This window comes from Parasalinivibrio latis (assembly GCF_036825535.1).
GTDB lineage: Bacteria > Pseudomonadota > Gammaproteobacteria > Enterobacterales > Vibrionaceae > Parasalinivibrio > Parasalinivibrio latis.
Window position 1 is genome coordinate 1,451,217 of record NZ_CP098813.1, and the last position, 20,571, is coordinate 1,471,787.

General features: G+C 50.1%; 19 protein-coding genes. 1 reads left to right on the forward strand and 18 read right to left on the reverse strand.

What is annotated here, in order from left to right:
- Positions 1 to 10: 10 nt before the first annotated feature.
- From NF212_RS23555 to NF212_RS23600, 10 genes are read right to left on the reverse strand one after another with little or no spacing between them, the layout of a single operon-like run.
- The gene (locus tag NF212_RS23555) at positions 11 to 709 is read right to left on the reverse strand and encodes a FadR/GntR family transcriptional regulator (protein WP_434361365.1); all 699 of its coding nucleotides are present in this window, start codon (positions 707 to 709) and stop codon (positions 11 to 13) included.
- A gap of 23 nt (positions 710 to 732) precedes the next feature.
- Positions 733 to 1,896 (reverse strand): mandelate racemase/muconate lactonizing enzyme family protein, encoded by a 1,164-nt coding sequence (locus NF212_RS23560; protein ID WP_434361366.1) that lies wholly within the window; start codon positions 1,894 to 1,896, stop codon positions 733 to 735.
- Between the two features lie 9 nt (positions 1,897 to 1,905).
- Positions 1,906 to 2,418, reverse strand: a complete 513-nt coding sequence (locus NF212_RS23565) for a VOC family protein (RefSeq protein WP_434361367.1) — start codon at positions 2,416 to 2,418, stop codon at positions 1,906 to 1,908.
- 26 nt (positions 2,419 to 2,444) lie between these two features.
- Complete coding sequence (locus tag NF212_RS23570; RefSeq protein WP_434361368.1) at positions 2,445 to 3,332, reverse strand: sugar phosphate isomerase/epimerase family protein; 888 nt, start codon at positions 3,330 to 3,332, stop codon at positions 2,445 to 2,447.
- A gap of 25 nt (positions 3,333 to 3,357) precedes the next feature.
- Positions 3,358 to 4,422: an ABC transporter ATP-binding protein gene (locus NF212_RS23575; protein WP_434361369.1), complete on the reverse strand. Its 1,065-nt coding sequence runs from the start codon at positions 4,420 to 4,422 to the stop codon at positions 3,358 to 3,360.
- A gap of 10 nt (positions 4,423 to 4,432) precedes the next feature.
- Positions 4,433 to 5,518: an ABC transporter ATP-binding protein gene (locus NF212_RS23580; RefSeq protein WP_434361370.1), complete on the reverse strand. Its 1,086-nt coding sequence runs from the start codon at positions 5,516 to 5,518 to the stop codon at positions 4,433 to 4,435.
- A complete protein-coding gene (locus NF212_RS23585; protein WP_434361371.1) occupies positions 5,515 to 5,721 on the reverse strand; it encodes a hypothetical protein in 207 nt (68 codons plus the stop codon). The genes NF212_RS23580 and NF212_RS23585 overlap by 4 nt, the downstream gene beginning before the upstream one ends.
- Entirely contained in the window at positions 5,718 to 6,680 is a 963-nt protein-coding gene (locus NF212_RS23590) for a carbohydrate ABC transporter permease (RefSeq protein ID WP_434361372.1), read from the reverse strand. Before NF212_RS23590 ends, NF212_RS23585 begins: the two co-directional genes overlap by 4 nt.
- 10 nt (positions 6,681 to 6,690) lie before the next feature.
- Positions 6,691 to 7,608, reverse strand: coding sequence for a carbohydrate ABC transporter permease (locus NF212_RS23595; RefSeq protein ID WP_434361373.1), 918 nt, complete (start codon positions 7,606 to 7,608; stop codon positions 6,691 to 6,693).
- Between the two features lie 33 nt (positions 7,609 to 7,641).
- On the reverse strand, positions 7,642 to 8,952 hold the full coding sequence (locus NF212_RS23600; RefSeq protein ID WP_434361374.1) for an ABC transporter substrate-binding protein: 1,311 nt from the start codon (positions 8,950 to 8,952) through the stop codon (positions 7,642 to 7,644).
- Between the two features lie 339 nt (positions 8,953 to 9,291).
- Between NF212_RS23600 and NF212_RS23605 the strand changes: the two genes are divergently transcribed.
- Positions 9,292 to 10,650, forward strand: coding sequence for a hypothetical protein (locus NF212_RS23605; RefSeq protein ID WP_434361375.1), 1,359 nt, complete (start codon positions 9,292 to 9,294; stop codon positions 10,648 to 10,650).
- On the opposite strand, the gene NF212_RS23610 is transcribed toward NF212_RS23605, so the two are convergent.
- From NF212_RS23610 to NF212_RS23645, 8 genes are all read right to left on the reverse strand, one after another.
- Complete coding sequence (locus NF212_RS23610) at positions 10,647 to 13,745, reverse strand: error-prone DNA polymerase (protein WP_434361376.1); 3,099 nt, start codon at positions 13,743 to 13,745, stop codon at positions 10,647 to 10,649. The two genes, NF212_RS23605 and NF212_RS23610, sit on opposite strands and share 4 nt — an antisense overlap.
- A complete protein-coding gene (locus NF212_RS23615) occupies positions 13,745 to 15,145 on the reverse strand; it encodes a Y-family DNA polymerase (RefSeq protein ID WP_434361377.1) in 1,401 nt (466 codons plus the stop codon). Before NF212_RS23615 ends, NF212_RS23610 begins: the two co-directional genes overlap by 1 nt.
- Positions 15,145 to 15,834 carry a translesion DNA synthesis-associated protein ImuA gene (imuA, locus tag NF212_RS23620; protein WP_434361378.1) on the reverse strand — a complete coding sequence of 230 codons (690 nt, stop codon included), beginning with the start codon at positions 15,832 to 15,834 and terminating at the stop codon, positions 15,145 to 15,147. The genes NF212_RS23615 and imuA overlap by 1 nt, the downstream gene beginning before the upstream one ends.
- A 142-nt stretch (positions 15,835 to 15,976) precedes the next feature.
- Positions 15,977 to 17,413 (reverse strand): aspartate kinase, encoded by a 1,437-nt coding sequence (locus NF212_RS23625; protein ID WP_434361379.1) that lies wholly within the window; start codon positions 17,411 to 17,413, stop codon positions 15,977 to 15,979.
- Positions 17,414 to 17,434: 21 nt separating this feature from the next.
- Entirely contained in the window at positions 17,435 to 17,827 is a 393-nt protein-coding gene (locus NF212_RS23630) for an ectoine synthase (protein ID WP_434361380.1), read from the reverse strand.
- 14 nt (positions 17,828 to 17,841) lie between these two features.
- Positions 17,842 to 19,107, reverse strand: coding sequence for a diaminobutyrate--2-oxoglutarate transaminase (ectB, locus tag NF212_RS23635; RefSeq protein ID WP_434361381.1), 1,266 nt, complete (start codon positions 19,105 to 19,107; stop codon positions 17,842 to 17,844).
- A 35-nt stretch (positions 19,108 to 19,142) separates the two neighbouring features.
- Complete coding sequence (gene ectA / locus NF212_RS23640) at positions 19,143 to 19,685, reverse strand: diaminobutyrate acetyltransferase (protein WP_434361382.1); 543 nt, start codon at positions 19,683 to 19,685, stop codon at positions 19,143 to 19,145.
- Between the two features lie 278 nt (positions 19,686 to 19,963).
- A complete protein-coding gene (locus NF212_RS23645) occupies positions 19,964 to 20,314 on the reverse strand; it encodes a hypothetical protein (RefSeq protein ID WP_434361383.1) in 351 nt (116 codons plus the stop codon).
- Positions 20,315 to 20,571 lie beyond the last annotated feature (257 nt).

Consider the following 20,571-nt stretch of genomic DNA (forward strand, 5'->3'; position numbering starts at 1 on the left):
GGTATTTGTCCTATTCCGGTTTTTCGTTCTGGCTGAGTTGTTCAAAGTACTCGCCTACGCCTACCAGATGCTCTTCAAGCAATGAAATAGCTTTTTCCTCATCCCTGTCTTCAACCGCTTCACACAACCTTACATGTTGCCGGTGCGAGCGAAGGTTCTGTTCCGGGTCAGCAAAAAACACGTCACGACGACGTTTGGACATACGGTAAAAAGAGGCGACAAAGTGGGTAAGCACCGGATTATGGGCAGCTGTTATCAAGGCCAGGTGAAATTTGGGGTCAAGGGCTGCGAGGTTGCCACCACTTAGGAGTGTTGCCTGGCTCTCACTGAGTACGTCATGGATACGGGCAAGATCATGGTTAGTGCGCCTGCGACAAGCCAGTTTGATGGCTTCAAGTTCAAGCAAAGAACGTATTTCAACAGCATGGAGTATCTGCTCATGACTGATGGGAAGCCCGGCTTCTTCCATTAAAACCAAGCACTCAATGCTACGTTGTAATGGGTCGGGATGTATATAAATACCTGAACGGGGCCTTAATTCAACAACACCCAAAGCATCAAGTCTGTTAAGGGCTGTTCGGATAGAAACCCGGCTGGTACCGAACATTTCCGCCAGCTCCCTTTCTGTGGGTAATCGGTCTCCCGGATTGAATTCCTCATGGTGAATGAGGTGAAGCAATTGGAATAAAGGGGAAGAATCTTCCGTCATAATCTTATTCTCGTTGTTCTGTTTTAGACGCTGTATTTCTTAACATAATCTTCTCTGACGGTGATCCCAAGGCCTGGGCGCTCCGGAATGTCAATTTTGCCGTTTACGACAGTAAAGCTTTCTTCAATCAGGTCATGAATCAGTGGGTTTGCACCAAGGGAGTACTCTACGGTAAAACCGGCTGAGCTTGCCGCTAACAAGTGAAGCCCAGCGGCAAAAGCCGGTGCACCTGTCCACAAATGGGGCGCTAACCGTAAATTCGCAGCTTCACACAGGGCTGCAATTTTCCGGGATTCCGTGATGCCACCACAAATTGCGGGATCCGGCTGGACAATATCTACCGCACGGGCATCTATAAGGTCTCGGAATTCGAACCGGGTTGAGGCGCTTTCGCCGGCAGAAATGGCAATGTGGGTTGAAGCCCGCACTTCAGCCATTCCTCGGATATCGTCTGCAGCGACCGGTTCTTCCAACCAGCCAATCCCAAGTTCTTTTACCAGGTGACAGAATGTTTTTGCTTGGCTGACGGTAAAAGTGCCGTGGGCATCACAGCAAATTTCTATATCAGTGCCCAGTGCTTTCCGTGCTGCAGCCACACGGGCAGCAGATGCCTCTGCAGAGCCGTCCTGGGCACCAACGCGCATTTTGAGCGTCTTAAACTGTCCAATATCCCGGTAACGCGCCATTTCTTCACCGATTTTTGATGCATCAGTCCAGCCTCCGGAACCATAAGCCGGGAATGAATCAGCCCGTTTCCCGCCCAGCAATTGGTGGACGGGCAGGCCAGTAGACTTACCAAACAGATCCCAAAGTGCGATATCTATGGCTGATATCGCAGAAACCGTAATGCCCCGACGCGACATAACCGGAAATACATGGCCGTATTTCAGTGCATGGTGCTGGCGCGTTCCGTTGTAAAGGGTGTCCCAGATGAGGGTGATATTACCGGCTTCCATCCCAGTAATTACCGGGGCTATCTCGCTTTCAATGTATTGGCAGATACTGTGGTGGTTCCCAATGCTGCCTGCAGACATTCGCCCTTCACCCCAACCGGAAAGACCATTCTCCAGCGTGATTTTAACCAACGCAGTTTGAAAGCTACTGGCGATACCAAAATCACTGACGTGTTGCTGTGTTTTTGGTATCGGGACACGGAGGTTAAATGCTTCGACCTTTGCTATTTTCATCACGACCCCTTAGCGCACCGGTGAAAACCTGTCGGAAAGATTCCGGTAGCTGGTTTCATCGAACCAGCGTTCTTTTGGTTTGTACTGCGTTTCAACAGGGACTGCCTGTTCGAGGGTATCCGGTTCCGTTGCCACATCAAAAATTAGCTCTAGCATTACACCGTTCGGATCGTAGACGAACAACTGGGCGAGAGAGGTTTCCGGTACGCGGTTTTCCCTGTAAGGAAGGCCGGTTGCAATAAAGCGTTCCAGATATGACTGGTAGCCGTATGCGACCATGGAAACATGATCGATAACCCCGGTTCCTTGTGCAAAATGGCCGTTTTCATCTTTGGCTGCGTCCCCTGCGTAAACGTGGATGGTGGGTGCCAAATCTGTTAATGAGGGCTTAATCCATGCCCCAGGGAACCCAAATGGCGGACGTTTTGCCAAATGCATTCCAAGTAAGTGGGTATAGAATGCAATAGTCCCTTCCAGATCGCTGGTACGGATAGCAACATGAAAAAGTGCACCGATTACCATATGTCCACCTTTGGTTCTGCAGTCCTTCATAAAAGCGGTTTTAAAAGGCGCACCGAGCTTTCGAACATGGAAGTGTAAAACTTGTCTGAAAGCAGGTTAGAGCCGTGGTCGACAATGAACTGGTAAAGTTCCGGAGGTACGTCTTTCGGATCACGTTCCACCTGATCCGGGCCGTACCGCAATTGGGGAGAGCGGTCGATGGTTGGCATAAATTCCAACGCAAGGCAGTCATCGTAACCAACAGCGTGAAGTGTGTTGAGAAGGGCAGGCCAGTCGATTTGCCCCATACCCGGAGCAAAGCGGTTATTGTCAGCAATATGGACGTTAACCAACCTGTCTTTGCACTGGTAGAAAGGGCGGTGCAGATCAGCTTCTTCCATATGCATGTGGAAAACATCCAGTGTCACACCGCAGTTTGGACCCACCTGTTCAGCCAACGCATAAGCCTGATCTCCCCGGTTTATCAGGTAAGCTTCAAAGCGGTTCAGTGGTTCAATCCCCAACTGAATCCCTTCTTTTTCGGCATGGCCGTATAGCTCCCTGAGGCCATCTACCAGCCATTCCCATTCCTGTTCCGGGGTGCTGTCTGGAACAACCTTTCCGACCGTACAGGGCACGACTGTTGTAAAGGTGCCACCGAGTTCTTTGCTCATAGTGACGACCGTTTTCATAAATTCGACCGTTTTTTCCCGTTGTGAAAAGTCTGCGGCACACAGGTTTCTTTCCCCAAGGGTCAGGGTGACTACACCTGCACAGGTGACATTGTTTGCTTTCAGGAGGGCATCGACTTCGGATGACGAATACCAGTCCGGCTCACCGGCCAGTTCAATGGCGCCTATACCTACTTGGGCACAGCGTTCGATACTGCGCTTGATGGGCTCGGGTCTCATCCAGGTGTGTGCTGTCAGTCTCATGGCTTTGTCCTTCCATAGTGGTGGTTTAACGCTGCGCTGGGCTTTGCGAGTTGTTCTGCTCTGGCAAATATCGCCGCTGCCCGTCCTTTGCATCAAATAAATGGTAGTTGTTTAAATTGGCATGTAACTGGTAGTGCTTGCCTGTGTCATAGCGGCTGTTACTGCTGACCGATGCTTTAATTAGCTTCCCGTCATGTTCGAATGCCAGTATCTGCTCCGCCCCTAAATACTCAATGGAGGCAAGCGGCGTGTTTCCTCCCGGTGTAACGAGGAGGTGTTCGGGCCTGAGCCCCAATAAAGTGTTTTCCGGTATATTTGCCGGAAGTGATTCAAACAGGCCTTTTGCCTGAGCGTCACTGAAAAAGTTAATGCGTGGGTTACCAACCAGCCCGGCAACAAATGTATTGACGGGGGAATGATAAATTTCGTCAGGCGTGCCTATCTGTTCCAGAGTGCCGTTGTTGATAACCGCAATACGGTCACCAAGGCTGAGTGCTTCGGTCTGGTCATGGGTAACCAGGACGATAGTGGCACCCAAATCCCTTTGCAGGGCCCTTAGCTCCAACCTGAGCGATTCCCGCAGTTTTGCATCAAGGTTAGAGAGGGGTTCATCCATCAAAAACAAGCGAGGGGAACGAACCAGTGCCCGGCCAAGGGCGACCCGCTGCATTTCACCGCCTGACAATGTCTGCGTACGCACATCCAGGCGGTGCTCAATCTTCAGTACACTCGCTGTTCGGGCAATTTTCTTTTCAATCTCGGTTTCAGTGAAGTCACGCCCCGGCGCCTTTAACGGGAAGGCAAGGTTTTCCCGGACGGTCAGGTTGGGGTAGAGGGAATATTGCTGGAATACCATGGCGACATCCCGCTGCGCCGGTGGCATGTCGCCGATGTCAAAACCATCCAACCTGAGCTTGCCTTTATCCGGTTTGGTGAGACCTGCGATGGTTCGCAACAGTGTTGTTTTTCCTGCCCCGGTTGGGCCGAGTACGACGAAAAATTCACCGTCTTTGATATCAAGGGACAGTCCGTCCAAAGCGCGGGAGTGATCGAAGGTCTTGGTGAGATTTTCTATTGTCAGTGCTGACATATAACCTCCATCATGCCGCCGGTTGAAGTGACAGGCCGCTGTCGGTATCAAACAGGCGAAGGTAGTTCGGATCAAACGACAGGTTTACCCAATCCCCGGGTTTCACATCCGGTGATGTTTCCCGCAGGTAGAGTCGGTGATTACCAATGTCTGTCGCGAGTACTTTATGGGGGCCATGGTTTTCCACTGCTGTAACCTTTGCCGGGATGCCCTTTTCAGAACGTTGGATATGCTCTGGCCGAATACCGACGGCTACACTGCTTTTAATCTCGGTACACTGCGAATGGAGATCCAGTGGTAAAGGAAGGGAAGTATCGCTGCCTTCAGGCAGGAAACAGGTTTTTCCATCTTGGGTCACAAGGTTCGCAGGGATGATATTCATCGCCGGTGCCCCAACAAACTGGGCGACATAGGTATTGGCCGGCCTGAGGTAGATATCCTCTGGTGTACCAACCTGCTGCAACCTGCCGTTGTGCATAACAGCTATCAGGTCAGACATTCCCATGGCTTCAACCTGATCATGGGTGACATACACCGTGGTCGTACGGCGTTTAAGGTGAAGTGCTTTGAGTTCACCCCGTAATTGTTCCCTGAGTGTTGCATCAAGGGCGCCAATAGGTTCATCCATCAGCAGAGCTTTGGGTTCTCGGACCAGTGCACGGGCTATGGCCACCCGCTGCATGTCCCCGCCGGAAAGTGCAGAGGGTTTCTTTTCCAGCAGGCTGTTAATGCCCAACAAGGTTGAAACGTCGGCAACCCGGGTTCGAATTTCGCTTTTATTCAGCCCAACAGCCCTGAGCGGGAAGCTGATATTGTCTGCCACGCTCAGGTGCGGGTAAAGCGAGTAAAGCTGAAACACAAAGGCAATGTCCCGTTCAGCCGGTTTTAGCCTGTCAGCCTGACAATCGCCAATAAAGATGTTGCCGGAGGTAAAGGTTTCCAGCCCGGCAATTGCCCGGAGTGTTGTGGTCTTGCCGCACCCGGATGCCCCCAACAGTGAGAAGAAACAACCGTCGGGGATAGTCAGGTTGAGATCATTGATCACCTGAACGTCGTTAAAGTACTTTTCTGCGCGTCGAATTCTGATTTCACTCATGGCTGTCTCCCCGCAGTGCCTAACGGCCGTTGAGGAACGCGAGAGAAAATGTTGTACATCACAAGCCCCACTAACATTGTGGTAACGCTGTACCTGAACAGCAGGTGGAACCATGGCTGGCACAGGAAAACAAACCCGGCAACCATGATGGTCATACTCAGGGTTTCAAGTTGCCTTGCGTGGGCACATATCCATGCTTTCATCGTCTTACTGCCCCAAAGGTTACGCCGCGTAACAGGTGCTTGCGCAGCAGGAAGGTAAAGATAAATACCGGGATGAGGAAAAGCGTCGTTCCGGCAGCGATAGTGCCCCAGTCAATTAGTCCTGAACCGAGTTGAGCCGGTATAAATGCCGGTGCCGTCTGGGCGTTTTTGTTGGTAAGCATCAGCGCAAAGGCATATTCGTTCCACGCTGTGATAAAACAGAATACCGATGTGGCGGCGATGCCGGTGACACATTCCGGCAACGTGATCCGGAAAAACACCTGAAAGCGCGGATAGCCGTCTACCAGTGCTGCATCTTCGTATTCCACTGGTATTTCATCGATGAAGCCTTTCATCAGCCAAGTGGCAAATGAAACATTGAATGCGGTATAGAGGATGATAAGTCCGAGATGGCTGTCTATCAGCCCAACCGTCCTGAACATCAAAAAAACCGGGATGGCGACCACGATAGGAGGCAGCATCCGGGTGGACAGGATAAAGAACAGCCAGTCTTTCTCCCCCGGAACCCTGAAACGGGAGAAGCCGTATGCGCACAGCGTGCCCATAGACACTGCGAGGAAGGTGCTGGTCAGGGCAATTATAATGCTGTTGATAAAACGGTCGGCATAGCCGGAGGAACGTACCTTTCCGCTTCGGCTTTTCACAACACGCTCACCGTCCTCAAGGATTTTTTGTTCCCACCAACTGGCACTGTCCAACTGTTCCTGCGTAACAGGCTTTCTAAGCTGCGCCCTTTTGGTGAAAGCTTTCACATAGGAGGTTGACTCCGGCTGGAAGATGACCGTTGGAGGAACGGATGTTGCCTCTGTGCGGCTTTTAAAGCTGGTACTGATAATCCAATACAGCGGAATCAGTGAAGCAATCAGTAACGTAATAACCGCTGCTATAGCAAGCCGGTGCTGAACGCTGTTTATGAGCAAAGGGTTCTTGTTCGCCATGTTGTTCTCCTTAGCGCTCTTTGAGCTTGTTGAGGTAGCGGATATACAACGTGGTGATAATCAGAACGCCCACTAACATAATGTAAGCGAGCGCACTGGAGCGTCCGGTTTGCCACTCCTGGAAAGCCATTTTGAACAAACGGATAGATACCAGTTCGGTTTCTGCCATGCTGGTCATAACAAATGCCAGGTCGAAAGTTTTAAACGCTTCCATAGTGCGGAATATTACTGCTATGAGAAGCAGGGGAGAGACCAGCGGCAGGGTGATGTTTCTGAACACAAACCAGCTTGATGCCCTGTCGATAGCCGCCGCCTCGTAGAGGGACTGCGGAATCGCTGACAGCCCGGCCAGACATAACAACATCACGAAGGGATACCACATCCAGATATCAGTGATGGCGACAGCCAGCAAGGCGAGCTCTGGGTTGGAGAGCCACACCAGGCCATCGGCACCAATCAGGTAGTTGATGATTCCCCATGAAGGGTTGTAGAGCAGCTTCCAGAAAAGCCCGACGATCGCCATAGACATCATCATTGGTAACATCATCAGGGTAGTAACCAGCCCTTTAAGCGGGAATTCCCGGTTCAGTAACAATGCGGCACCAAATCCAAGGAGCAACTGACCCCCGACGGATATCAGGGTGTAATAAGCCGTCAGTTTAAAGCTGTGCCAGACCCCTTCGTCACCCAATAATTCCCGGTAGTTTTGCAGGCCGATAAATTTCGCTTCGGCACTGACTGACGCCCGGTAGTCAGTAAACGAATACCCCAGTGAATAGACCAGTGGAAAGACGTTAAACACAATCAGGAAAATGATTGTCGGATAAACAAACCAATTTTTTAGCGCGTTATCGCTGAGGTTGGCACCAACGCTGATTTTCCTGCGCTTGTGCGCCACTGTACTGACTTCCGGGGTCATACTGCTCATACCTTTCTCACGTCCTTCGCTCTGTGGAACGTCCTATTCGGGCTGTCGGCCGTACTTCTTGAAAATCTGTGTCCAGGCTTCAGCGACGGCGTTATTGGCCTCAGCCGCACTGCCTTTGCCTGTAACTACGTACGGGTGCCAGTGCTGGTTGGCTGCTGTCAGAAGCTCCGCATATTCCGGAACTGACCAAAAATCTTTCACCATCGCCATGGATTGGTAGAACGCTTCATTGAAAGGAGTAGCTTTGCGAAACGTGTCTGACTCCAGAGTTGCCGTATGGGCGCTATATCCGCCGAGCTCAGCCCAACGCGCCTGTACTTCGGGGCGGATCAACCATTCAAGGAATTTCTTGGATGCCGCAATGTTGTCGCTGTAACTGACAACGGAGATACCTTGCCCGCCAAGTGCGGCAAACTGATGTCCATCCGGCCCTTTTGGAACGGCGAAATACCCGGTATTGGTGGCATGTGGGTTAATGGACGGGTTTGCCAGGGCAGGGAAGAAAGCAAAATAGTTCATACTCATGGCGGCCAACCCTTCTGTAATCGCCATGTTTGCTTCCTGGAAGAAAGTCTTGCCCCAGTCAGGCGGGGTGAATGCATACAGGTCCCGGTAGAGTGTCAGCCCTTTATTGGCAGCCTCGCTGTTAACGAACCCCTGGACGTTATAGGTCCGGCGATCACCCAAATCTGCACCCATTGAGAACAGGATATTCTGGACGCCCATCACAAGGGCATCGTAAGAGTTGTCTGTGTAGATGGAAATACCGTAGCGGTTTTGGTCTGGGCGGTGGAAAAATTCTGCGATATCGCGTAATTGCGCCCAAGTTTCAGGCACCGCCAGTGGATACCCGTATTTCGACTGGAAGGCTTTCTTTTCAGCCGGGTCTTCAAACCAGTCCTTGCGGTAGGCAAAACCGTTGGCATCCCCTTCTAGTGGGATAGCCCAGTATTGCTTGCTGCCACTGGGATATTCGGCATAACCGCTAACCGTGGCAGGTAACATTATTTCGGCAACGTTATGGGCCTTAAAAAAGTCAGTTAAGTTGACATAATGCCCTGCGGTAGATCCTGCCCCCAACCATTGGGAGTCACCAACGACCATGTCATAGGCATTACCGCGGGCAACAAACTCACGGAATGCTTTGTTCTGGAACTCGGGCCAGGGCACCGTTTCGACAATGACTTCTATACCGGTTTCATCCTCATAATCCAGAACCAACTCCTGAAGGTAGTTAGCGGGATCCCATTCAGCCCAAAGTATCGTGAGCTGATCCGTGGCTCTGGCGAGGTGAGAACTGAAGAATAACAAGCCGGTGAGAGCCACCACTATCGACGTTTTCATTTCCATTACCTCCCTTTGGATTTCTCAAAATCATACAATCATGAAATTGGATAGCCCAAAATAATATTTATGAGTTATTGGTTGCTTTTCGTGGAAGGTACATAGTTCTCAAAACTGATTTAAATTAGAGATAAGGAGATAAAGTCTCTGAAAGTAGAACACTTGCAAGTACCAGCAAATAAACGTGATGAAAATATATGCAACTGTGAAAATGGGGTAGAGTTGGTTTTGGAACCACATTTTTTCTGTTTCTGATATACTCTTGCAACACAAGAAACTTGTTGTTTCTACACAGGATCAACTCATCATTCATGATGGGGTTTCATATCGAGGTGTACATTGATCACTGTAGATAAAAGTGGTGGTCTGAGCTTCCGGGTGTCCAACGTCAGTGGAGAAACCCGGGATCATAAAGTTGAATTCTTTCTTTTCTTGCCTGGTGAATTGCACTTCTCTTCAGACTTTATGAATGAAGACACGTTCTACCAGACAGTACTTTCCGGAAGTCGTACATACTACACGTACCGCTACCACCTCCCATTGGTACACAGCCGGCTTGCCAGCCGGGACAATATGTCTTCTGAACAGTACCGGTTGAGCCTCAGCCTGTTCGCATTCCAGTTTGCGTTGTCACTGGAAAAAACGTCCCAGCGGTTTAAAGAGGTTGAAGGGGAGAGTGAAGATGAGGTAATGGAGCAACTGGAAGACATTATTTCCCTGTCGCAGGATTTCCTCCGTCGCCTTCGCCGTTACCGGCCAAAAGAAGAAAAACTGAAAAAGTACTACGCCAATATTGATAACTATTTATCGTGGTTTACGGAACAGTGTTTCCTATCACTGCTTGCGCACATGCCCCGATCAAAGTCGTATGGGGAAATACGCCAGCGTCTGGTGTCTCTCTGTGAGGATGAGATTGCCTACAGGGCAGAGCACAGGTACAACTCTGAACAGGTGCAGAATGACTCTACGCGCCTCACCAACAAAATGCGCCTGCTGCGCCGTCTGATTGAATACCCCATTACCATCCGGGAACGACAGGTGGTACTTGGTAACAACATCAAGAAAGTGGTCAAGGGCATTGCAACGGCATTTATCATGGTGTTTGTTACCCTGGGCGTCACCAAAGCCCGGCACTTGTTGGGGGAGATAACCCTTTCATTCCTGCTGCTGATTGCCGGTGTTTACGCACTGCGTGAAGTGTTTAAGGATGACCTGCGCGATTTGCTGTGGAGTTGGATTCGCAAGGGACGCCCACGTTGGCGTAAAGAATTTCTGGATTCAACCTCGGGCGCAAAAATCGGGCGTCAGCTGGAATGGCTGGATTACTCTACCTATGAAAAGCTGCCGGACTCTATTCGTAAGGCACGCCGTGGAAAAGTAACACACCGGGAGGAGACCGTAGTCTGCTTCAAAACCAATACCCAGATGGCACCGACCAAGTTTCTGAGCGGTTATGATATGACCAGGGAAATCTGGCAATTCGACCTGCGTTCCCTCTCTCGGTTGATGGACCGCGGTGCGCAGAAGATTTACCAATTGAAAGACGGGCAGGTAAGCCGCGATTCAATTGAGAAACGTCACCAGTTGAACCTGATAATCAGGGAAACTGACCAGCATGGCAAAGAAACTATCCGACGCTGGAAAATCAATGTTAACCGTTCCAAAGTGGTCGATATTGAAGAAGTACTGGGTGTTTAATGAAAATCACGGGATTTGACGGCGAGCTTGTTAATTTCTGCCGTCATATCCTCCATCTTCCCAGCGATGAGATGAATTACTTCCCCGTCTTTTTCCACAATGCCGCTGACTTTCAGGATCTTTGAAGTAAGGAAAGGCACGCTCTGCGCCCGGGCAGTTGCCAGCCAGACGACCACATTGATGTTCCCAGTCTGGTCTTCCAGTGTCACAAAGGTGACTCCGCTTGATGTTCCCGGACGCTGACGCCCGGTCACTACGCCTACCACAGTAGCGACGGCACCATGCCGGACATTTACCAGATCTTTCGCCAGGGTATGCCGGCCAAGCCGTCCGGCTTCATCGAGCAGGGTGATAGGATGTTTCCCAAGTGTCAGGCCGGTTGAATCATAATCTTCCATCAGGTTATCCAGTTCGCTGGGGGATGGAAGTGCCTCATCCTGAAGGGGGGCTCCCTGGGATGCCTGCAGGTAAATGGGCAAGTGGACACTTTCATCCATCATCTGCCACCTGGCGTTAAAACGGTTACCGGCAATTCCCTGCGTGGCATTGGCGCTGGCAAGGGCTTCCAAATCTCGCTTGTTAACACCAAAAGCACTGAGCTCATGAAGGGCTTGAAAACCGTTTTCAGGCCGGACATTGACCAAATGGTCGGAACAGCTTTTTGCCAACCCTTTTACCAGCCTCATGCCAAGCTGGATAGCCATGCCGCGGGGTGTGGCGGTAAGGGTATGATCCCACTCACTGTTGTTGATGCAGACTGGCAGCACTTCCACCTGGTGCCGGATGGCGTCCTGAATTAACTGGGAAGGTGAATAGAAACCCATAGGCTGGCTGTTCAGCAAACCGCAATAGAAAGCTGCGGGATAATAATATTTCAGCCAGGATGACACGTAAGCCAGTACTGCAAAGGATGCGCTGTGGGATTCTGGGAAGCCGTATTCGCCGAATCCTTGTATCTGCCGGTAAAGCTGTTCGGCAAAATGGCTGGGGTAGCCCCGGCTCTCCATGCCGTCAATCAGCTTTGAACGGAACTTTTCCAGATAGCCGGTTTTTTTCCACGATGCCATAGCCCGGCGTAGCTGATCAGCTTCACCCCCGGTAAAACCGGCGGCAACCATCGCCAGTTGGATAACCTGTTCCTGGAAAATAGGGACACCCATGGTGCGCTCCAATACGCCACGAACCTCCTCTGAAGGGTAAGAGACCTTTTCAATTCCCCAGCGACGTCTGAGGAAAGGGTGGACCATGTCTCCCTGAATTGGGCCCGGGCGGACAATCGCGATCTGGATAACCAAGTCGTAATAACTTTTTGGCTTCAGGCGTGGCAACATGCTCATTTGCGCCCGGGATTCAATCTGGAATACCCCGACGGAATCGCCGTGCTGGAGCATGTTGTAAACCTTGGGGTCATCGCCCATATTGCCGATATCTGCCAACGTAAGGCGACGGCGATGGTGGATTTCGAGTAAATCCAGTGTCTTCCGTATTGCGGTCAGCATACCAAGAGCCAGGATATCCACCTTTAGCAATTTCAGGGTTTCAAGGTCGTCTTTATCCCACTGGATAACCGTTCGGTCAGCCATGGCAGCGTTTTCAATCGGTACCAATTCGTGCAACGGCCCCGCAGAAATCACAAACCCGCCCACATGCTGGGAGAGGTGACGTGGGAAACCTTTAATCTCATTTACCAGTTTCAGCAGCCACTGCCCGGTATGTGATGTCGTACTGAGCCCAAGGCTGGAAAGTTGCTCGGTTTTATCCAGGGATCTGTCCCTGTGGTTGATATTCTTGATAAAAAAATCAAGCTGGGTTTCACAGATGCCAAGTGCTTTTCCCACATCCCGCAGGGCACTTTTAAACCTGTAGGTAATAACGGTGGCTGCCAGTGCAGCACGGTTTCGGCCATATTTCTGGTAAATGTACTGGAACACTTCCTCCCGGCGCTGGTGCTCGAAATCAACGTCGATATCCGGCGGCTCATTGCGCTCTTTCGAAATAAAACGTTCGAACAGTACGTTGATTTGCTCTGGGTTGACTGCGGTAATTCCCAGACAATAGCAGACCACTGAGTTGGCGGCTGAACCCCGGCCCTGATAGAGGATCTGCCGGGAGCGGGCAAAATGGACAATATCGTGGATAGTCAGGAAAAAGTACTCGTACTGGAGCTCAGCAATCAGTGTAAGTTCTTTCTCTATTGTTTCCCTGATCTGCGGTTTGAGGTTACGCCCGAACCTTTCCCGGATACCGCGTTCAACAAGATGCCGCAACCAGGAGGTGGCAGTAAAGCCGGGAGGGACAAGCTCTGCCGGGTACTGGTAGCGCAATTCATCAAGGGAAAAATAGCAACGGCCTGCAACGCGGCGGGTTTCTTCAAGCCATGCCGTGGGGTAGAGCTTGGCAAGTTTATCCAGGGGTTTCAGTACCTTTTCGGTATTACCGCACAAAGTAGTTCCGCACTGGGAGATAGGGGTGTTGGTTCGTATAGCGGTCAGTACATCGTGAAGTGGCTGGCGGCTGGTGTCATGCATCTGGACATGGTTGGTGCTGACTACCGGGCAATTCAACTGCTCAGACAGGGTTTCAATTTTTGATAGGTAAGCCTGTTCTTGCGGGCGCAGCAGCCGGGATGCCCCAATCCATAACCGGCGGGGAAAGCGTTTTTTAAGCCAGGATGCAAAACCGGCCTGATCCCTGTTTGAACCAGGGTAGCAGGGTACCCAGATGCAGAGGCAGTGGGCTATTTTGTTAAAATCCTCCCGCTCGATCCGGTATTTCCCTTTTGGGCTGCGCGTGCGCCCGGTGGTGATGAGGGTACAGAGTTCTACCCAACCTTCCTTGTTTGGGCAAAGGAGCACCAGAGTTTCACCTTCCAGCAGGAATTCTGACCCGACTATCAGTTTTATCGCAAGTTTCTCATCTTCAATCGCCCGGAAGGCTTTTACCACACCGGCGACCGAACACTCATCAGTAATTGCCAATGCCTGATAGCCGAGCCTGTCCGCTTGGATAATTAACTCTTCAGGATGGGAGGCGCCGGTAAGGAAACTGAAATTGGTGTTGCAGTGAAGCTCTGCATAACCGGTGTTTTCAACCATCAGCAGAAGACCCCGTGCTGGTACCAGCGACCGTCGCTTTCCCGAAATACCCAGATAAGCTGGCCATTGGCAAAGCGTGCGGTGTAATAGTCCCGCTTTACGGCATCCTTGTCCCACCACCCGCAACTTACCCGTTCTGGCCCGGCAATCAGGACGGGTTTCCGGCTGAGAGGCTTGGGCTCGCTGAACAGAATGGTCGGCCGGTTTAGCTGGGGTTCAAGGGGAGCCGGTTCTGTCAGTGGAGGAATGGTCATCATTGCCTTTTCGGGACGGTGGTCGCTGGCAAGGGAGAGGCTGAAGATATTGCTGTCACCCACCTTAGCCTTGAGCAGGTTAATCAGCTCTGCCGGTGTCAGGGTGCCTGACTGGGTAGAAAAGAGATCCAGTGTCGGCTCCTGCTTCTTGAGCAGGGAATCAGCTTTGAGGGCGATGTGGGTGACAGGGGCGGCAAGTGTCAGCTTTTCAAATTTAAGCTGTGCCAGTTGCAGCCAGATCCGGCTTTTGTCTTCCGGGAAAGCGGCGACCAGCGTCAGCCGGAGCTCCGGGTGATCCTCACTCTGGGTAAGAACCAGTTCCAGGGCCGGTACCACACTGCCTCTGATAGTCAGGAAGGCTTCCATATCTGACAGCATCCGGCGCAGGGGAAAGAGCAGGGCGTCAGTATTGTCAGCGGAGAAAAGCAATTCGATCTTCTGGTTATATTTATCCGGCGGTGAAAACCAGCGGAAGCTCTCGGGGTGTTTACCCTGTAATTTAAGCAGGTGCTCTGTCATTTCCTGGCCGAAACGTTGTCCCAGCTCTGCACGCGACAGGGAAAAAAGTTGTTTACCGTAATGAATACCTACCCGATGCAGTTTTTCAGCGTGGCCTCCCGGTAAATCCAGGGTGGTCACCGGAAGGGTTGCCAGTGCCTTGATCGTGGTGTCGTTATCATTGATTACCCGGTTACAGCCGGTTTTTGCCAATACCCGGGCTGCGGTAGCGACCGGGCAAAAACAGTAGTGAAACTGAACCTGTTGTGAGGCAAGAATCGCGTTGATTTTGCTTTGGAATACCTCTACTGAACCATAGAGTTTCAGCATAGGGGTGACCCTTGTCAGTATTCCGTCAGGCGGGAACAAACAGAGCTCAGCACTGACGGTGTAAAGCTGCCAGGCAAGGTAGGAAAGGTGGTTTTTTTCCTGTGCAAGGTCATATTTACAGACTGCCAGTTCATGGCAAAGAGATGCTGAGGTAGCCATACCCATGCCGGGTACGATGCCTGCGTCCCTGGCGGGGATGTTGCACTGTACTACCTGGTGGCTTTGTTCATTGACGATGATGACTGCCTGATCGTATCCGGCAGTCCGTTGCAGGCTATCCAGCTGCAATTGGGGAAAATGGAGGTAGAGCCACAGCATTAACGGTGAAGCCTTACGATATTGCCGGTGTGATTTGCCGAAATGTTTTCCTGCTGTTGGCTGTTATATCCCGGTTGGGAAAATTGGAATACATCAATTAATACCGGTGAGGAAGGTAAACCCTTTTGCTTGGCTACCCGAATATGAAGCTGATTCTGGCTTGGGGAAAGTATTAAACGACAGGCGATAGGCAACGCCGTTTCCATACTTGAGGCTGATGTCAGCACGAATATCCGGCTGTGATTTTCCTGTGCCGCCAGTTGGAGGCGTTTGGCCTGTGTCACACTCAGGGGGGATGCCCAGAGTATAACCGTCCGGCAACAGCCGCTTTTCAAAGACTGCTCAGCACACCATAAGGCTGATGCAGGATCGCAGTTGATGATCGCTACCTTTTTCAGGTCGATCCCGGCTTCAACGAGAGGATGGGGGTTGAGGTGCCCGGGAAGGTTGATCACAAGAGCAATATGGTCATTTTGAAGTTGTGTTTGTAATGCAGGAAGCAGCAGGGCAAATTCACCAATGGCCTGCTGGGTACAGGAGAGTTCAATGCAGCCGGATGCCGGCCATCCCCCATGCAGGGCATGGTCCAGGTTGCTAAAACCGGTAGGGTCTGAATGTGCTGCATCCTGGTGAAGTTGATTGGCAAACCAGATTTGCGAGCGGTGCTGCTTCAGAATTGCATCGATCATAAAATAACCACTGTATGTTTATACAGTAATTCTATGCCCTGATTTTCACTAGCGCAAGAAGATGAGCATCTTCTTAAACAAAAAAAGCCATCACCGAAGTGATGGCAAGGGCACTATCAATACAAAAGAAAACTATGGGTCGCTATGCCGCTGTGATGGTTGCAAGGTGGGCTGAAGCTGTCTTCTCCCCGTTTTCGACAAACGCGGCATGAAGTGCTTTCACGGTATCTTGGTATTCCACATCACGGACGACGTACTGAACGTCTACATTCCTCATGGAAGCATGGGCAGCTTTAGGGGTAATGCCCAGTTTGAGTAACGCAAGCAAGCCTTCGCTCAGGGTAATGTTTGTGTCGATATGGCAACCAATCACAGAAACCAGTGCGACACGTTTTCCGGACACCTGAGCATCCGGCCGGATGGCTTTGGCTTTTTCCAGAATCCGGTTTTGGATGGCGGTTGGGCCAGCGAGATAATACGTCAGTGAATTGGCGTTCATCTCTTTACTGATAAGGCGAATATTTTCCCTTCGGATAACCTGGATCAGCTCGTAGCCGATGTCTTCCATATTGCCGACAGCATTTTGGTCGAACAGGTGAAGCGCCAGGACATTTTCTTTGCCAGCGATAATCTGTACTTGCTGCTGTTTGGGTTTGTACAGCCCGGAGATCAGTGTGCCGTTATGCTCCGGCTCAAAGGTATTTTTAACCTGGAGGTGAATACCGGCAGCGCGCAGTCCTGATGCCGCATGTGGGTGGATCGCTTCCATCCCAAGGTTTGCCAACTGGTCTGCAACATCGTAGTTGCTGTCACCAATTGGACGGACATTTTCTACCCCAACCAGTCGGGGATCTGCACTTGAAAGATGATATTCCTTATGGATAACCGCGGTGTGAGCTTTGGTAACAGTCGCCAGACGACTGAGAGTCATCTCGCTGTATCCACGGTCATAAGTGCGCATTAGTCCTTCTCTGCAACAAACATAACCGGTAACGATCGGCAGTGTGGCAGAGAGATCAATATCAACCATTGCTTCATGTAACACCTCGTCTACAGATTTATCCATGTCACTGTGCCAGCCGGACAGGTCCACAAAAGTGGCCTGGAGGCCAACGGTCTGTGCCAGCAGTGCCGTATTGAACGCACTATGTGCTTCACCAATACCAGCCAGCATTTCGCGAAGTTGCGGCAGATGATCTTCCAGGTAGAATTGGCTGAACTTGCAGGTGTGCAGAATACTTTCAATACAACCCGCTACACCTTCCAGGCGTTCAGTGATAAAAGTATCTGCCTTGTTTCGGTAATAGGGGTCTGCGAAGATATTGCCGTTGATCAGCAGCATTCGCTGGCGCAGCGCATCCAGATTATCTCGCCACTGTTCGTCGCCTGCTTCAACCAAACGGAAAATTCCCGGATTGCCCGAACGCTTACACTCCAGCAATGCATCCGTGATGCCACTGTAGGCAGAGACAACCAGAATACGTTGGTACGGGTTTTCGGGATAAAGCAGGATGTTATTGATGACGGCATCAAATGCCGTCATCGATGTACCGCCGATCTTTTCAACGGTATGAGTCATGTGCGTGTCCTTGTGCTTTGATTATTCTTCCAGAAGCGGGTAAACGCCATCTTTGTCGTGGATTTCCTGGCCGGTCAGAGGCGGATTGAATACACATGCCATAACCATGTCTGCACCTTTGTAAGCGCGTAGGTAATGTTCATCATTCTTGTCCAGGATATAGAGTGTGCCCGGCTTGATAGGGTAAACTTTGCCATCGGCAATAGTCTCAATTTCCCCTTCGCCACTGACGCAATAAACGGATTCCAGATGGTTCTTATAATGGATATGTGTTTCCGTATCGGCAAAGATGGTAGTGATATGGAAGGAAAAACCCATATTGTCATCTTTCAGTAGCATACGGACACTTTCCCATGTCTCTGATGCTACTCGTCGCTCACTCTGGCGGCACTCGTCGAGTGTTCTTACAATCATTTTGCGTCTTCTCCCTAAGAAGCTTTTTTCATTGAGTCTGCGTCAATCTTGGCGGCAGCCTGCTTGATGATTTCAATACCTGTAGCCAGCTCTTCTGATGTGATAGTGAGAGGGCAGAAAAACTTCACCACATCGTCATTAGGGCCTGCTGTTTCGATAATCATATTATTGAAAAAACAGAACTTCTGAATTTCAGCAGCAATTTCGCTACTACGGCAGGTAATTCCTTGCATCAGGCCTCGGCCTTTGTGCTTTTTGAATACGCTAGGGTGGCGGGCGAGCATAGCCATTAATTCGATTTTGAGTTCTTTTGCTCTTTCCTGGATATGCTGCGCGAAGTCGTTGTTATGCCAATATGTTTTAATGGCGGCAGTTGCGGTGACGAAAGCGTGATTGTTACCACGGTAAGTCCCGTTGTGCTCGCCGGGCTTCCAGATATCCAGCTCCGGTTTGAGTAGGACAATAGCCATAGGCAGTCCGGCACCAGAGATGGATTTTGACAATGTTACGATGTCCGGCTGGATGCCTGCTACTTCGAAACTGAAGAAGGTACCTGTACGTCCACAGCCAGCCTGAATATCGTCCGCGATAAGGAGAATGTCATTTTCCTTGCAGATTCGGGCAAGCCCTTGCATCCACTCGATAGACGCGGCGTTAAGTCCTCCTTCACCCTGTACTGGCTCAAAAATGACAGCCGCCGGTTTATCAAGGCCACTTGAGTTGTCATTGAGCATGGTTTCCAGAATCACGAGGCTGTCTGCTCCGGGATAACCTTCATAAGGCAGGCGGGTGACGCCGGTTAATGGTATGCCTGCACCATTGCGGTGGTGCTGGTTGCCCGTCGCTGCAAGTGCACCCAACGTTACACCATGGAAGCCGTTGGTGAATGCGATGATGTTTTGTCGCCCTTTGACCTTACGGGCAAGTTTCATAGCGGCTTCTACCGAGTTTGCACCGGTTGGGCCGGTAAACTGAACTTTATAATCATAGCCGCGAGGCTGGAGGATATGAGATTCCAGCACTTCAAGAAACTCTGCTTTGGCCTCAGTGTGCATATCCAGCCCATGAACAACACCATCACTTTCGATATATTCGAGCAGGGCTTTCTTCATCACTGGATTATTGTGGCCGTAATTCAGTGCACCTGCTCCGGAAAGGAAGTCCAAGTATTGGTTACCGTCACGGTCAAAAAGCCAGCTTCCCTTCGCTGACTTGAAGGTGACAGGGAAGTTACGCGCATAACACTGAACGTTTGACTCTTTCTGGCTAAAAATAGACATCACAGTCCCTTTATTTGGTCAAAAATCGGAATGAATTAGCGTGCGATGGGGATTCTGAAAAGGTATTCCGAATCATGCTTTCCTTGAAAATGCAAAGACTCATCAAGAAACAGGGAAACCTTTCCTTCGCGGGTATGTTTACTGTCGAGCTTTTTGAATAACGCCCAGGATCCGGGGTTATCTTCTGTGATAGTCGTTTCTACAAAACGAACATTGTCGACTTCTTTGCGATTGAGCAAGTTGTCTAACATTTTGTATGCAAGACCTTGCCCTCGATGAGATGAGGCAATGGCTACCTGCCAGACAAAAAGCGTTTCACTGTCTTCTGGCTGTAAGTACCCGGAAATAAACCCACAAATCTTGTTGCCTTGCTCGGCAACAATACAGGTATCTTTGAAGTGTATTGCTTGGAGAAAGTTACAGTACGATGAATTTACATCGAGTGGTGGACTGTTTTTGATCAGTTCATAAATGAGGGTTCCATCAGTCTTTTTTGGTTTTCTTAATGTTATTTCGCTGGTTATAGCAGTTGTGGCTTTCTCGGCCACTGTGTCCCTGTTAGTGATTTCAATATCCATAATATTTAGTGGTCTAAGCATTCACTAAATATATTAGAGCTCTAAATATATTTTTCAACCTTGTCTTAATATTAAGACGATATTTTATGGCTATATCTTTGATTTTATTGAGTTTAAATTTTTACTGGTAATAAAAATTTAATTTTAGTTCAACGCTTTGGTGGGCTACGAAAGAGAGGTGTCTTATTATATGTACATTTTGTGTGGGGGCTGACCCAGTACAGCCCGAGGGTTGAAAGTACCATCGGGCTGCGGTGTGGGTGTTGGTTTTAGGAGAATCAGTTTCGGGAATGATGGCAGTTATCAGATGAGTGGTAGAACTCCATTTCTCGAAGGATTCTCTCAGAGAGCACCTTTGTAATAAGTTCGTTGAACTGCATTTGTAACACTTGGACTTGCTCAATTTGATCTTTAAGACCGCATCCCTCTTCTGACATTTCGAAGATAGCTTCCGGTTCCTCGTTGATTATCTCCAGGAGGGGGGTCATTTTAGCCAGTACTGAATCAATCAGATACGGATCGGATGTCAAAGCAGCAAGCTCTTCCTTTATTTCATCAGCCAAGAAGTTTGCTGGTACATCCTGTTGGGGACTGTCTGTAATTCTGGGAAATGGAATGATCTTAGGCATAGTGTTTTGTCTCTCAGCAAGCAAAATAAAAATGATTAATGGATTGTTATACTGGTAAAGATAATGTGTGTTTCAATCGGCGCAACATGATTAAGCAGAGTTGAGGCTGAACTAACAATATGGCTTTCCAAGATTTGTTGTGACTCGCATTTTTGCTTTCGAGACGCTTATCTACAGGGATTGGGATAAAGGCAATCAGTAGGTGGGTTCATCAGTAAAAATGACGGCCATTTTTACTGACAGTTAACACAAATGTA

Excerpts from the sequence above, each read along its gene's own strand:
- NF212_RS23555 (WP_434361365.1), bottom strand. The coding sequence starts at position 709 with ATGACGGAAGATTCTTCCCCTTTATTCCAATTGCTTCACCTCATTCAC.
- NF212_RS23560 (WP_434361366.1), bottom strand. The coding sequence starts at position 1,896 with ATGAAAATAGCAAAGGTCGAAGCATTTAACCTCCGTGTCCCGATACCA.
- NF212_RS23565 (WP_434361367.1), bottom strand. The coding sequence starts at position 2,418 with ATGGTAATCGGTGCACTTTTTCATGTTGCTATCCGTACCAGCGATCTG.
- NF212_RS23570 (WP_434361368.1), bottom strand. The coding sequence starts at position 3,332 with ATGAGACTGACAGCACACACCTGGATGAGACCCGAGCCCATCAAGCGC.
- NF212_RS23575 (WP_434361369.1), bottom strand. The coding sequence starts at position 4,422 with ATGTCAGCACTGACAATAGAAAATCTCACCAAGACCTTCGATCACTCC.
- NF212_RS23580 (WP_434361370.1), bottom strand. The coding sequence starts at position 5,518 with ATGAGTGAAATCAGAATTCGACGCGCAGAAAAGTACTTTAACGACGTT.
- NF212_RS23585 (WP_434361371.1), bottom strand. The coding sequence starts at position 5,721 with ATGAAAGCATGGATATGTGCCCACGCAAGGCAACTTGAAACCCTGAGT.
- NF212_RS23590 (WP_434361372.1), bottom strand. The coding sequence starts at position 6,680 with ATGGCGAACAAGAACCCTTTGCTCATAAACAGCGTTCAGCACCGGCTT.
- NF212_RS23595 (WP_434361373.1), bottom strand. The coding sequence starts at position 7,608 with ATGAGCAGTATGACCCCGGAAGTCAGTACAGTGGCGCACAAGCGCAGG.
- NF212_RS23600 (WP_434361374.1), bottom strand. The coding sequence starts at position 8,952 with ATGAAAACGTCGATAGTGGTGGCTCTCACCGGCTTGTTATTCTTCAGT.
- NF212_RS23610 (WP_434361376.1), bottom strand. The coding sequence starts at position 13,745 with ATGGTTGAAAACACCGGTTATGCAGAGCTTCACTGCAACACCAATTTC.
- NF212_RS23615 (WP_434361377.1), bottom strand. The coding sequence starts at position 15,145 with ATGCTGTGGCTCTACCTCCATTTTCCCCAATTGCAGCTGGATAGCCTG.
- imuA (WP_434361378.1), bottom strand. The coding sequence starts at position 15,834 with ATGATCGATGCAATTCTGAAGCAGCACCGCTCGCAAATCTGGTTTGCC.
- NF212_RS23625 (WP_434361379.1), bottom strand. The coding sequence starts at position 17,413 with ATGACTCATACCGTTGAAAAGATCGGCGGTACATCGATGACGGCATTT.
- NF212_RS23630 (WP_434361380.1), bottom strand. The coding sequence starts at position 17,827 with ATGATTGTAAGAACACTCGACGAGTGCCGCCAGAGTGAGCGACGAGTA.
- ectB (WP_434361381.1), bottom strand. The coding sequence starts at position 19,107 with ATGTCTATTTTTAGCCAGAAAGAGTCAAACGTTCAGTGTTATGCGCGT.
- ectA (WP_434361382.1), bottom strand. The coding sequence starts at position 19,685 with ATGGATATTGAAATCACTAACAGGGACACAGTGGCCGAGAAAGCCACA.
- NF212_RS23645 (WP_434361383.1), bottom strand. The coding sequence starts at position 20,314 with ATGCCTAAGATCATTCCATTTCCCAGAATTACAGACAGTCCCCAACAG.